Below are 12,820 nucleotides of genomic sequence, written 5' to 3' on the forward strand. Positions count from 1 at the left end.
GCCGGACGGGCTGAGATTCTTCGGCCTGCCCGGCGTTTTCGCGCCCTGCCCCGCCGCGGAGTCGGGCGACGCCTGGCTCGACGGCACCGCATGTCACCGGCTCCGCCGCGTTCGTCCTCAAACGCCGGACGGCTGAAAATCCCATGCCGGGCGGCCGGAGATCCGCCGCCGGACGGGCTGGAGGTCCGTTCCGTTACCCCGCCAAGTACCTGACCTGGTCCCACAGCGCCGGATCCGCGATCCCCGCCTGTCTGCGGAACTCCCACACCGGCACGTCCCGTAGCTCGTCCGTCTCCAGGAAGCTCGGGCGGCCCCGCGCGTCCCCCACGGAACCCGGCGGCAGCGGAATCACCCCGGGGCGCTCGTCGTGGTACTTGCTGGTGATCTTCGCGACGACCGCGCTCTCGCCCCGCACCGACAGCACGAGACAGGGCCTGTCCTTGCCGCCGGGGCCGTCCTCGTACGGCACCCGCGCCCACCAGATCTCCGCCGGTTTCGGCGCGGGCGGACGGCGCCGCGGCCCCCGCGGACGGCCCGGCGGACGGGTGGTCCGGCCGCGCGGTCCGCGGTTGCCGCGACCCCAGCCGTCCACCACCGCGGCGACCACGGCGAGCACCACCACGGCCGCCAGCGCGAGCCACCACGACGTATCCATACCGCAGACGGTACCGGCGCGCTCCCCGCCCCGCGCGCCCCCCGAACCGGTGACAGAGCAGGTGAGTTCTCCCACAACGGCCCACGACGGAGGAGCGACCGGACCTTTTGCGCCTTACGCTCGACGAACCGCAGAACTCCTCGAAGAGCCTCTCGCAGGCCTTTCGCGAGCCCCCGCAAAAGCCCCCGCACAACCCCCGTTTCGCCCCCGGAGGTTTCCGCTCCATGAAGCTCACCGTCGTCGGCTGCTCGGGGTCGTTTCCGTCCGCGGACTCGGCCTGTTCGAGCTACCTCGTAGAGGCCGACGGCTTCCGGCTGCTTCTCGACATGGGCAATGGCGCCCTCGGCGAGCTGCAGCGCCATGTCGGTCTGTACGACCTGGACGCGATCTTCCTCAGCCATCTGCACGCCGACCACTGCATCGACATGTGCGCCTATTTCGTGGCGCGCTACTACCGGCACGAAGGCGGCCGCTGCGCCCCCATCCCGGTCTACGGACCCGAGGGCACCGAACAGCGCCTCACCACCGCGTACGCCGACACCCCCTCCGCCTCCTCGATGAGCGAGGTCTTCGACTTCCACACCGTGAAGCCCGCCTCCTTCGACATCGGCCCCTTCTCTGTCCGCACGGAGAAGGTGCACCACCCCGTCGAGGCGTACGGCATCCGCGTCGAGCACGGGGGCAGGTCCCTCACGTACTCGGGAGACACGGGTGTGTGCGGCGTGCTCGACGAACTGGCCGCCGACACCGACCTGTTCCTCTGCGAGGCGGCCTTCACGCACGGCAAGGAGAACATCCCCGACCTGCACCTCAACGGCCGTGAGGCGGGGGAGTCCGCCCGGCGCGCGAACGCCTCGCGCCTCGTCCTCACCCACATCCCGCCGTGGACGGACCCCCAGGTGAACCTGGCGGACGCGCGCGCGGTCTACGACGGACCGGTCGAGCTCGCGGCATCCGGCCGCAGCTACGAGATCTAGCGGCCCCCTGACCTGGCGATCCCCTGACCTAGCGCCTGCTCCCGCGGCCGCCCAGCGCCATCCTGTTCCAGGTGTGGCGGCGGCCGCGGACCGCGACCGAGTACGCGTACATGACCTCCGGATCGCACATGCCCGGCAGGTAGGAGTCCCCGAAGTGGTGGGCGTCGACGCCCACTTCCTTCGCGTTCAGGGCGAGCTGCGGCACGACGTTCGCGTGACTGCCCTCCTGGCTGGTTCCGATCGCCCCCATCACCACCGCCCCCGCGTCCTGCACCGCGGCCACCGCCTCGGCGGCCAGCTCCTTGGTGACCCCGGGCAGCGTCCCCGGCAGCGGCATCACGACACCGTCGGCGCCCGCGTCCACGAGCGAGGTGAGCCGGGCCGCCGTGACCCGCTCCGGATGCCCGGCGTGGTGCATCTTGCCGCTCCAGAGCGCGACGTCGTCCCCGAGGCCCTGCCGCAGCTCCTCGGTCACCCGCGCGAGCCCCTCGTACGAACCGCCCGTCCCCGGATTCGCCGTCAGGCAGAGCATCGCCGCACCCATGTCGATCAGCCGTCTGGCGTACTCGGGCTTGGCACGGCGGATCTCGGGGACGTCACCGGGCTCCAGATTGATGCCGACGGGTCGCCCGATGAAGGCGGCGAGCCCGGCGATGGAGTCGAACGTGCCGAGCCCCGGCAGGTCGAGCCGCTCGCCGTCCCAGGCCCGCTCGATCAGGTTCAGCACGACGATGTCGGCGCCGAAGGCCGCGACGAGCTCGGCGTTGTGCACACCGGGCATGCCGGGCACGGGGACGAGGGCGGCCCGGTCGGCGAACACCTCGCCGACCATGGTGCGGCCCTCGGCGGCGGCCACGGACGCGGTGAGGGCGCGACCGCGGAGGGCGGAGAGCTGGTCGCGGTCGAGGTCGAGGATGCGGGGGGTGCTCATACGTCGACCGTAAGCCGCAGACCATGACAAAGCCCCGCACCGTTGGTCGCAACGGTGCGGGGCTTACGTCCCGAAGTGGGGCGGGAGGCTACTTGGCCTCGGCCTTCTGGAGCTCGGCGAGCTCCTCGTCGGACTCGCGGCCCGGCGTCGGGATGTTCCACTTGAGGATCGCGAAGCGGAAGATCGCGTAGTAGACCACCGCGAAGCAGAGGCCGACCAGGACGAGCATCCAGGGCTTGGTCGCGATGCCCAGGTTGAGGAAGAAGTCGATCGCACCGGCCGAGAAGCCGAAGCCGTCCTTCATGCCGAGCGCCCAGGTCAGGGCCATGGAGACACCGGTGAGCACCGCGTGGATCGCGTACAGCACCGGGGCGATGAACATGAACGTGAACTCGATCGGCTCGGTCACGCCGGTGACGAACGCGGTGAGCGCGAGGGAGAACATCATGCCGCCGACGACCTTGCGGCGCTCGGGGCGTGCGCAGTGGACGATCGCGAGGCAGGCCGCCGGGAGGGCGAACATCATGATCGGGAAGAAGCCGGTCATGAACTGTCCCGCGGACGGGTCACCCTGGAGGAACCGGGCGATGTCGCCGCTCTTGCCCTCGTACGAACCGGCCTGGAACCACGGGAAGGAGTTCAGCAGGTGGTGCATGCCGACGGGGATCAGCGCACGGTTGACGACACCGAAGATGCCCGCGCCGACGGCGCCCGACCCGACGAGCCACTCGCCGAAGTTGTGCAGACCCGTGCCGAGGACCGGCCAGATGTAGCCGAAGATGATGCCGATGAACAGACCCGCGAAGGCGGAGAGGATCGGGACCAGACGGCGGCCGCCGAAGAAGCCCGCCCAGTCGGGCAGCTTCGTCCGGTAGAACTTCTGGTACAGCAGGGCCACGACTATGCCCATGACCACACCGCCGAGGACCTTGGCGTCCACGGGGGCGTCCACCATGACGACCTTGCCGTCGACGGCGGTGGCGACCTTCGGCAGGTTCTTGTCCGTGAAGGTGCCGAGCACCTTCTGGAAGACCAGGTAGCCGGTGACGGCCGCGAGAGCGGTCGAGCCGTCCGACTTCTTGGCGAAGCCGATCGCGATGCCCACGGCGAACAGCAGCGCCATGTTGTCGATGATCGCGCTGCCGCCGGCCGCCATGAACGTGGCGATCTTGGTGATGAACGCGGGGAAGGACTCGCGGCCGAGCATGTCGGGCTGGCCGAGGCGGATGAGCAGGGCGCCTGCGGGCAGCACGGCGACCGGCAGCATGAGGCTGCGGCCGATGCGCTGCATGACAGCCATCGCGCCTGCGCCCTTCTTCTTGTCGGCCGCGGGGGCGGCACTGGCCGTGGACACAACTTCCTCCAGTGGGCAAGGCGCCGCCTAGGACATGGAAGATGGGGACGGCGGCGTCTCCGGGGGCCGCGGCGGACGGCCGCGTGGTCTACACCAATTAGTGGTGTAGACCTGTTGTAGCACGGTGAAGGTGACGTAAGGAACCCACGAGATTTGTGGGGTCCGCCATAACGTGAAATTAACGTCGAAAGACCCCTGGACCACAGGGTCCAAGGGTCTTCCGGCTGTGACCTGGGTGCGCCCGCGATGCGAGCCCTGCCAGCGGCTAAGCCTTCGTCTGCTCCGCGTCCAGCGCTTCCGCTTCCTCCTCGGGCTCACGCCCCGGCGTCGGCAGGTTGAACTTGCGGATCACGAAGCTGAACAGGACGTAATACACCACCGCGAACGCGAGCCCGATGGGAATGATCAGCCAGGGTTTGGTGGCCAGACTCCAGTTGATGACGTAGTCGATCAAGCCCGCCGAGAAACTGAAGCCGTCCTTCACCCCCAGTGCCCACGTCACCGCCATCGAGACACCGGTGAGCACCGCGTGGATCGCGTACAGCAGCGGCGCGATGAAGAGGAACGAGTACTCGATCGGCTCCGTGATGCCCGTGACGAACGACGTCAGACCGACCGAGAGCATCATGCCGCCGACCACCTTGCGACGCTCCGGGCGGGCCGCGTGCGTGATCGCCAGGGCCGCCGCCGGCAGCGCGAACATCATGATCGGGAAGAAGCCCGAGGTGAACTGACCGGCCGTCGGGTCGCCCGCGAGGAACCGGTTGATGTCACCGTGCACGATCGTGCCGTCCGGCTTGGTGAAGTCGCCGAACTGGAACCAGACGAACGTGTTCAGGAACTGATGCAGACCGATCGTCAGCAGCGCACGGTTGGCCACACCGAAGATTCCGGAGCCCAACCACCCAAGGTCCACCAGCCACTTGGAGAAGCTGGTCAGACCGTCACCGATCGGCGGCCAGATCCACACGCAGACACCGGCGAAGACCAGACCGACGAAGGCCATGATGATCGGCACGAGACGGCGGCCGTTGAAGAAGCCCAGCCAGTCGACCAGCTTCACGCGGTGGTAGCGCTGCCAGAACCACGCGGCGAGCAGACCCATCACGATGCCGCCGAAGACCCCCGGATTCTGGTACGGGGCCTGCGCGACCGTCCCGTCCTCCGCCACACAGACGCCGCCCCACATCCCCGCGCCGCCGAAGGTGGTGTCGGCGGGGCAGCCGTCGGGGAACGCGCGAAGGACCGCGTAGTAGACGAGGAAACCCGCGACAGCGGCGAGCGCCGTGGAGCCGTCCGATTTCTTGGCCATGCCGATCGCGACACCGATGCAGAACAGCAGCGGCAGACCGAGGGTGGAGTCCAGGAGGGAACCGCCCGCCGCCGCGAAGACCTTGGCGACGTTGTCCCAGCCGAGGCCGTCGGCACCGAAGACGTCCGGCTGGCCGAGGCGGTTGAGGATGCCCGCCGCGGGAAGCACGGCGATGGGCAGCTGGAGGCTGCGGCCCATCTTCTGGAGGCCCTGGAACAGGCCGTTCCACCACTTCTTCTGCGGCACCGCCGCTGCGTTGGAACTCATGGGCGTCCCCTCCGGAACAAGCCAGGTTTGGCGGTCGTTGAAAACTGGTGTAGACCAGTTGCGGAACGAGTGCGGTGCCGTGCCCGCAGGAGTGGCACCTTGACCGTCATCATTGGGTACGACTGCCGTAACCGCCCGCGAAGATGCTCCAACCGTGCGTTACCGTGACAAAGCGGACCTACGGTGTGGTGAGGCCGCGTCCTTTAAGAACAGGGAGAAACACCATGGCCACCAAGGCTGAGAAGATCGTCGCCGGGCTCGGCGGCATCGACAACATCGAAGAGGTCGAGGGCTGCATCACCCGCCTCCGCACCGAGGTCAAGGACCCGAGCCTCGTCGACGACGCCGCACTCAAGGCCGCCGGCGCCCACGGCGTCGTCAAGATGGGCACCGCGATCCAGGTCGTCATCGGCACCGACGCCGACCCCATCGCCGCCGACATCGAAGACCTGATGTAAGCAGCAACACCAGCAGCAGCACCAGCATCAGCTTCAGCGGCTGAACGCACCACAGAGGCCCCGCCCAGAACCTGGACGGGGCCTCCGCGTGCCACACACAAGAGGCCGGGACGGAGCCCAGGACAGAGCCCAGGGCCAACAACCCCCACACCCGCCCGAACGCTAGGCTCCACGCATGTCTTCACAGCCCCGCATCGACGGCCGCACCCCCGAACAACTCCGCCCCATCACCATCGAGCGCGGCTGGAGCAAGCACGCCGAAGGCTCCGTCCTCATCTCCTTCGGCGACACCAAAGTCTTCTGCACCGCCTCCGTCACCGAAGGCGTCCCCCGCTGGCGCAAGGGCAGCGGCGAAGGCTGGGTCACCGCCGAATACTCCATGCTCCCCCGCTCCACCAACACCCGCGGCGACCGCGAATCCGTACGCGGCAAGATCGGCGGCCGCACCCACGAGATCAGCCGCCTCATCGGCCGCTCCCTGCGCGCCGTCATCGACTACAAGGCCCTCGGCGAGAACACCATCGTCCTCGACTGCGACGTCCTCCAGGCCGACGGCGGCACCCGCACCGCAGCCATCACCGGCGCCTACGTCGCACTCGCCGACGCCGTCGCCTGGGCCCAGGGCAAGAAGCTCATCAAGGCCGGCCGCAAGCCCCTCACCGACACCGTCTCCGCCGTCTCCGTCGGCATCGTCGGCGGCGTCCCCCTCCTCGACCTCCGCTACGAGGAAGACGTCAAGGCCGACACCGACATGAACGTCGTCTGCACCGGCGACGGCCGCTTCGTCGAGGTCCAGGGCACCGCCGAGGCCGAGCCCTTCGACCGCAAGGAACTCAACGCCCTCCTCGACCTCGCCGTCGGCGGCTGCGAAGACCTCGCTGCATTCCAGCGCAAGGCACTCGAAGCAACCAACTAGACCGCCCCACAAGCAACCATCGGGCCCTCCGCGGGCGTTCTTACGAATACGGGCGCACGGGCAAAGCCGAGCGCCCGTAACAGCACTCGGGGAGGGACCCACGCATGGCCGCGCGCCACCGCCGTATCGCCACCGCCATCACCTCAGTTCTGATCGCCGTGCCGGCGGGCATCGGCCTGGTCGGCTGCGACGCCGTCAACAAGGCGCTCGACTGCGTCCAGACCGCCGACGCCATAGCCGACAGCGTCACCGACCTCCAACAAGCCGTCGAAAAAGCCGGCGACGACCCCACACAGGCCGACAAGGCACTCGACGACATCGACAAGAACATCGACGAAATCGGCGACAAGACCGACGACGCCGACGTCAACAAAGCCGTCGACCACCTCGACAAGGCCGTCGGCAACGTCCGCACCTCCATCGACAACGGCGACACGACACCCGACCTCAGCCCCATCGTCGACGCCGCCGGAGAACTCACCAAGGTCTGTACGCCGTAACGGGCCCAGGCTTGGATACTGGTGGGCATGACCCGCCTCATCCTCGCCACCCGCAACAACGGCAAGATCACGGAACTCAAGGCGATCCTCGCCGACGCAGGCCTCACCCACGAGCTCGTCGGCGCGGACGCCTACCCCGAGATCCCCGACGTCAGGGAAACCGGCGTCACCTTCGCCGAGAACGCCCTCCTCAAGGCCCACGCCCTCGCCAAGGCCACCGGCCTCCCCGCGGTCGCCGACGACTCCGGCCTCTGCGTCGACGTCCTCGGCGGCGCCCCCGGCATCTTCTCCGCCCGCTGGGCAGGCCGCCACGGCGACGACGCCGCGAACCTCGCCCTCCTCCTGGCCCAACTCGGCGACATCGACGCCGACACCCACCGAGGCGCCCACTTCGCCTGCGCCGCGGCCCTCGCCCTCCCGGACGGCACGGAGAGGGTGGTCGAAGGCCAGCTGCGCGGTGTCCTCCGCCACACCCCGTCCGGCTCGGGCGGCTTCGGCTACGACCCGATCCTCCAGCCGGAGGGCGAGACGCGCACGTGCGCGGAGCTCTCCGCCGCGGAGAAGAACGCGATCAGCCACCGGGGGAAGGCGTTTCGGGCGCTTGTGCCGGTGGTTCGGGAGTTGTTGGGCTGAGGGTGCGCGTACGTATGACGAAGGCCCGGCTCGCGGGGTGCGCGAGCCGGGCCTTCGGATCCAAGGCTAGTGCGGCCGATGGGATTCGAACCCACATGGGCATGCGCCCAGAGGCACCTAAAACCTCCGCTTATACCATTCAGCAACGGCCGCCAGCTGCCAGTATCGTATCTGGCTGGCAGCTGTGGTGGAACGCGCATCGGCCTACGCCGTACTGCTTCGCGGACCCCTGCGGCCGCCTCGGCACCAGGTACTGGTGATCGCATGGCAGTTGGGGCACAGCAATCGCAGGTTCTCGCGCCGGTCGTCACTCCAGTCGCCGTTGATGTGGTCGATCTCCAGAGTCATGGGCTTTCCGAGCCATTCGGGGCCGGTCCCGCACCCGGCGCATTCCTCGGCTACGCCGACTTCACGGAGCGCTCGACGAAGCAGGGCTGTTTGGGTCCGGCGCCTATGGTCGTGGTGGATCAGCACGTCGTTCGCGCGCTTCAAGGGCGTCGGGCCGGGTTTCCCTCGCTGGTGGCCTTGGCCAAGGAAGTGGGAGGTGTCCACTGCGTATTCGGCAGTCAGTTGGGGCAACAGCGCTCGGAGACGAGTGTTGTCCGGGCGCTGAAGCAGCCGTAGAACTCCGGCAACCGAAATGGACTGAGCAACGGCGTCTCGCAACTCGCTCTCACTCGGCAGGTCTTTGCGTCTGCGGCTTGCCGCAGGGAAGTGTGAGATGTCGATACCGAACTCCTGGAAGCGCCTGTACAGGTGGCGTCTGAGGTTGGCGTACGGCCGAGTGCCGACGAAGTCGATGACCTCGTCGAGGTTGGAACACTCCTTGGCTGCGTGAGTGAGCAGCTCGCGGGTGTACCGCATGCCGCTCATGAGATGTCCCTGGCTCGACGCTTGCCGCGTCCCCGATATCTGTCCGTGGTGGAGTGGCAGTTAGGGCAGAGGAGCCGCAGATTCTCGATGCGACTGTCGCGCCAGTTTCCGTCGATGTGGTCCACCTCCAAGGGGAGCGGTCGACCTCGCCACACTCCTGTCGTAGCGCATAAGGCGCACTGCTCCGGTACGCCCATTGCTGTCATCGCCCACCTGAGCCGATCGCTGGGAATACGTCGGGCTTGAGCAGCTGCCTGCTCGACGAGCAGGCTCTCCGGTGTTCTGGGACGTCGGGGCATTCCACGACGTGTCGGCACCCGAAAGTGCGACGTGTCGATCCCGTAGGCCTTGATTCGGCGACTGATGTGCGTGTGGTGTCCCCCGACGACCTCAAGCCCGAGACGGCGCAGCACTTCGCACATGTTCGTCGATGTGGAAACAGCTGCCTCAAGGACTTCCCGCGTCCATCGCACGCCTTCCCGCTCGAAGTGCGACGTATCCACCCCCAGTTTCCGCATCCGCTCCCGCAAGTACTGCCGCGTCGAGCTCTTCGGGTCCACCCCCAACTTCCCCAGCGCTTCGGACAGCGTCCGTGACGACCTCGCGGCCTCCTCCAGACGCTCCTTGCTGAACTGACTCACCGGCATGATTCCCCTCCGCCCGGCCGCCCGTTGCAGCCTCGTACGGGCTAACGAACCGCTTATCGGACAGTCACGCCCGAAATGCGGAACGGCCCGCCTCACTTGTACGTGGGGCGGGCCGGTCCGGACCGGAGAGGAGGGTGGGGTCAGAAGCGCGGGGTCGGGGCCGCTGCCTCCACCATTTCTGCTGCTTCCCGCTTCGTCTCCACCGAGGGGGGTGAACCCTCCAGCGGCTTCTGGGCCGTTTCCTTCATGCAGGCCACCGCGATGACACCCACCAGCGCCGCCGCCATCGAGTAGTACGCCGGGACCATGTCGGTCCCCGTGACGCTGATGAGGGAGGTGATGACCAGCGGGGCCGTGCCGCCGAAGAGCGATGCGGAGATGTTGTAGCCGACGGAGAGGGAGCCGTAGCGGACCGAGGTGGGGAACAGGGCCGGGAGCGTCGCCGACATCGTGCCGAGGAGGCAGACCAGGGAGAGGCCCAGGAGGAGCATGCCGCCGGAGACGGCGATCAGGCTGCCCTGCTTGATCAGGAGGAACGCCGGGATCGAGATGACCAGGAAACCCACCATGCCCGTCATCAGGAGCGGCTTGCGGCCGAAGCGGTCGGAGAGCTTGCCGATCTGGGTGATGATCAGCATCAGGACGATCATGGTGCCGATGAGGATCAGCAGGCCGTGCGAGTCGTCGTAGCCGAGCTCGTCCGAGAGGTACGTCGGCATGTACGACAGGAGCATGTAGTCGGTGATGTTGTACGCGCCGACGAGGGCGATGCAGAGGACCAGCTTGGGCCAGTGGTCGCGGAAGATCTTCGCCAGGTCGCCCTTCGCGGTCGTCTCGACCGTGGACGCGCCCTCGGACGCCGAGTGGAAGGTGGCGTCCTCCATCTTCTGGAACGCGGGCGTCTCGTCGAGCTTGAGCCGGAGGTAGAGGCCGACCAGGCCGAGCGGTCCCGCGACGAGGAACGGCAGGCGCCAGCCCCACGATTCCATGGCGTCCGAGCCGAGGGCGCTGTTGAGGATGAGGACGAGGCCCGCGGCGCCGGTGTAGCCGGCGAGGGTGCCCATCTCCAGGAAGCTGCCGAAGTAGCCGCGGCGCTTGTCGGGGGCGTACTCGGCGATGAAAGTGGACGCGCCGCCGTATTCGCCGCCGGTGGAGAAGCCCTGCACGAGGCGGAAGAAGATCAGCAGGACCGGGGCCCAGAAGCCGATGGTGGCGTAGGACGGGATGAGGCCGATGGCGAGGGTGCCGATGGCCATCATGATCATCGTCAGTGCGAGGACCTTCTTGCGGCCGATCTTGTCGCCCATGGGGCCGAACACCATGCCGCCGATGGGTCGGACGAGGAAGGAGACGGCGAAGGTGGCGAACGAGGAGATCAGCTGGACCGTGTCGTTCCCGGAAGGGAAGAAGACGTGGCCGATGGTGACGGCCAGGTAGCTGTAGATGCCGAAGTCGAACCATTCCATGGCGTTGCCGAGCGAGGCGGCCTTGACCGCTCGTTTGACCGCCGCCTCGTCCGTGACCGTGATGTCGGTGCGGCGCAGTGGGGGATCCTTGCGGCGTTTGACGGCGCGGAAGAGGGTGCGGTGTCGCCGCACAGCATCAACATCGGCCTCTGCCTCGTCGTGGGCCGCCATGGGTAGTCCTTCCGTTCTGCGAACAATCCTCCTGGGGTCATTTGCTCGATCAGCGCCGACGCAAACGAAAGCCCCCTTCGAGGGGGCTTTCGTCACACTCGGGGAAGGGGCGGGGGTCCCGCCGGGCGGTCAGATGCCGAGATCCTTGATGATCTTGGCTACGTGGCCGGTCGCCTTGACGTTGTAGAACGCGTGCTCGACCTTGCCGTCCTCGTCGACGACGATCGTGGAGCGGATGACGCCGGTCACGGTCTTGCCGTACAGCTTCTTCTCGCCGAAGGCGCCGTACGCCTCCAGGGTCTCCTTGGAGGGGTCGCCGACCAGCGTGACCTTGAGGTTCTCCTGCTCGCGGAACTTCGCCAGCTTCTCCGGCTTGTCGGGGGACACGCCGATGACGTCGTAGCCCGCGGTGGCGAGCACGTCGAGGTTGTCCGTGAAGTCGCAGGCCTGCTTGGTGCAGCCGGGGGTCAGGGCGGCCGGGTAGAAGTAGACGATGACCTTGCGGCCCTTGTGGGCGGCCAGGGAGACCTCGTTGCCGTCCGCGTCCGGCAGGGTGAAGGCCGGGGCCGTGTCGCCGGGGGTGAGTCGCTCGCTCATCTTTCGGTCTCCTCGCACAGGATTGCTCGTAAGCAGGATGCTCGTCATAAGCAGGATGCTCGTAAAACGTGTGGTGACGGAGTCGAGCGTAATAGGGGTGCCGTGGGGTGCGGTGCGCGTGGAGCTGACAGACTGTCGGCGAGACGTACAGAAGGAACAGACAGCCGGACACGACCACGGAGGCAGCGCGGTGTCGGACACGTCGGATATCAGGACCCCGGCGCAGATCGAGGCGGACATCAAGCGCCGTCGCGTGACGCTCGCCGAGACGCTCGACGAGATCGGGGTGCGGGTGCACCCGAAGACGATCGTCGGTGACGCGAAGGCCAAGGTCGTCGCCGGCGTGGACAACTCCCTCGGGCGGGCGTACGTCGGTGCGAACCGCATCGTGTCGGACGTGCGGGCCCAGCTGGTGCACGAGGACGGTGCGCCGCGTCTGGAGCGCATCGTGCCGGTGGCGCTGGTGGTCGTGGGTCTCGTGGGGATGCTCGCGGTGGGTTCGCGGCGCCGCAGGGACTGACCGTTGCGCGGCTAGGACTGCCCCGGCATCGTCCTGGCGCCTCGTCGGCAGGTAGGTTCGGGGCGTGAGCGCCAAAAGCCAGGGACACAGCACCCACGACGACAAGCTGCCGATCCGGATGCTGCACGACCGCGTGCTCGTGCGGCAGGACACCTCCGAGGGCGAACGCAGGTCGGGCGGCGGCATTCTGATCCCCGCGACCGCGGCCGTCGGCAGGCGTCTGGCCTGGGCGGAGGTCGTCGCCGTCGGGCAGAACGTGCGGGCGGTGGAGCCGGGTGACCGGGTGCTGTACGACCCGGAGGACCGGGCCGAGGTCGAGGTACGGGGTGTGGCGTACGTGCTGATGCGCGAGCGCGATCTGCATGCCGTGGCCGCCGACCGGTTCGAGGGCTCCGAGGATTCGACGGGGTTGTATCTGTAGGGCAGACGTTCCGAAGGGGGCTGGTGACCATCGTCACCAGCCCCCTTTGCGCGTTCTTTGCTACCTTTTAAGGACCCCGACGAGACGCGCCGTACCGGGTCTCCGCAAAGACGACGCACCCC

Annotated in this window: 15 protein-coding genes, 1 tRNA gene and 1 riboswitch; of the genes, 7 read left to right on the plus strand and 9 right to left on the minus strand. The window is 67.9% G+C overall.

Annotated elements, in window-relative coordinates; all coding sequences use genetic code 11:
• Positions 1–193: 193 nt before the first annotated feature.
• Entirely contained in the window at positions 194–655 is a 462-nt protein-coding gene (locus OG302_RS26015; protein WP_371528975.1) for a type II toxin-antitoxin system PemK/MazF family toxin, read from the minus strand.
• Between the two features lie 224 nt (positions 656–879).
• Between OG302_RS26015 and OG302_RS26020 the strand changes: the two genes are divergently transcribed.
• Entirely contained in the window at positions 880–1,632 is a 753-nt protein-coding gene (locus OG302_RS26020; protein ID WP_371528976.1) for an MBL fold metallo-hydrolase, read from the plus strand.
• A gap of 28 nt (positions 1,633–1,660) precedes the next feature.
• Here the strand turns inward: OG302_RS26020 and OG302_RS26025 are convergent, their stop codons facing one another.
• The 3 genes from OG302_RS26025 to OG302_RS26035 form a co-directional block, all read right to left on the minus strand.
• The gene (locus tag OG302_RS26025; RefSeq protein WP_371528977.1) at positions 1,661–2,563 is read right to left on the minus strand and encodes a hypothetical protein; all 903 of its coding nucleotides are present in this window, start codon (positions 2,561–2,563) and stop codon (positions 1,661–1,663) included.
• A gap of 88 nt (positions 2,564–2,651) precedes the next feature.
• Complete coding sequence (locus OG302_RS26030) at positions 2,652–3,917, minus strand: PTS transporter subunit EIIC (protein WP_361836474.1); 1,266 nt, start codon at positions 3,915–3,917, stop codon at positions 2,652–2,654.
• A gap of 265 nt (positions 3,918–4,182) precedes the next feature.
• Positions 4,183–5,496, minus strand: coding sequence for a PTS transporter subunit EIIC (locus OG302_RS26035; RefSeq protein ID WP_371528978.1), 1,314 nt, complete (start codon positions 5,494–5,496; stop codon positions 4,183–4,185).
• A 224-nt stretch (positions 5,497–5,720) separates the two neighbouring features.
• Here OG302_RS26035 and OG302_RS26040 point away from each other — a divergent pair, with 224 nt between their 5' ends.
• The 4 genes from OG302_RS26040 to rdgB all read left to right on the plus strand — a co-directional run bounded on the left by OG302_RS26040 (position 5,721) and on the right by rdgB (position 8,003).
• A complete protein-coding gene (locus tag OG302_RS26040) occupies positions 5,721–5,954 on the plus strand; it encodes a PTS glucose/sucrose transporter subunit IIB (RefSeq protein ID WP_361836470.1) in 234 nt (77 codons plus the stop codon).
• A gap of 175 nt (positions 5,955–6,129) precedes the next feature.
• A complete protein-coding gene (gene rph, locus OG302_RS26045) occupies positions 6,130–6,870 on the plus strand; it encodes a ribonuclease PH (protein WP_361836468.1) in 741 nt (246 codons plus the stop codon).
• 104 nt (positions 6,871–6,974) lie between these two features.
• A complete protein-coding gene (locus tag OG302_RS26050) occupies positions 6,975–7,370 on the plus strand; it encodes a hypothetical protein (RefSeq protein ID WP_371528979.1) in 396 nt (131 codons plus the stop codon).
• 27 nt (positions 7,371–7,397) lie between these two features.
• Positions 7,398–8,003, plus strand: coding sequence for an RdgB/HAM1 family non-canonical purine NTP pyrophosphatase (gene rdgB / locus OG302_RS26055; protein WP_371528980.1), 606 nt, complete (start codon positions 7,398–7,400; stop codon positions 8,001–8,003).
• A gap of 70 nt (positions 8,004–8,073) precedes the next feature.
• On the opposite strand, the gene OG302_RS26060 is transcribed toward rdgB, so the two are convergent.
• From OG302_RS26060 to bcp, 5 genes are all read right to left on the minus strand, one after another.
• A tRNA-Leu gene (locus OG302_RS26060) sits at positions 8,074–8,156 on the minus strand.
• A 51-nt stretch (positions 8,157–8,207) separates the two neighbouring features.
• Entirely contained in the window at positions 8,208–8,867 is a 660-nt protein-coding gene (locus OG302_RS26065; RefSeq protein ID WP_371750235.1) for an HNH endonuclease, read from the minus strand.
• Between the two features lie 5 nt (positions 8,868–8,872).
• Positions 8,873–9,523: an HNH endonuclease gene (locus OG302_RS26070; RefSeq protein ID WP_371528981.1), complete on the minus strand. Its 651-nt coding sequence runs from the start codon at positions 9,521–9,523 to the stop codon at positions 8,873–8,875.
• A gap of 140 nt (positions 9,524–9,663) precedes the next feature.
• Positions 9,664–11,160, minus strand: coding sequence for a glycine betaine/L-proline transporter ProP (proP, locus tag OG302_RS26075; RefSeq protein ID WP_371528982.1), 1,497 nt, complete (start codon positions 11,158–11,160; stop codon positions 9,664–9,666).
• 129 nt (positions 11,161–11,289) lie between these two features.
• Entirely contained in the window at positions 11,290–11,757 is a 468-nt protein-coding gene (gene bcp, locus OG302_RS26080; protein ID WP_361836452.1) for a thioredoxin-dependent thiol peroxidase, read from the minus strand.
• Positions 11,758–11,947: 190 nt separating this feature from the next.
• Between bcp and OG302_RS26085 the strand changes: the two genes are divergently transcribed.
• Together OG302_RS26085 and OG302_RS26090 are read left to right on the plus strand one after the other, a co-directional pair.
• Positions 11,948–12,277, plus strand: a complete 330-nt coding sequence (locus OG302_RS26085) for a DUF3618 domain-containing protein (RefSeq protein WP_371528983.1) — start codon at positions 11,948–11,950, stop codon at positions 12,275–12,277.
• Positions 12,278–12,395: 118 nt separating this feature from the next.
• A complete protein-coding gene (locus OG302_RS26090) occupies positions 12,396–12,698 on the plus strand; it encodes a co-chaperone GroES (RefSeq protein ID WP_258021436.1) in 303 nt (100 codons plus the stop codon).
• Between the two features lie 50 nt (positions 12,699–12,748).
• Positions 12,749–12,818, plus strand: a riboswitch (guanidine-III (ykkC-III) riboswitch).
• Positions 12,819–12,820: the final 2 nt, after the last annotated feature.

Source organism: Streptomyces sp. NBC_01283 (assembly GCF_041435335.1).
GTDB lineage: Bacteria > Actinomycetota > Actinomycetes > Streptomycetales > Streptomycetaceae > Streptomyces.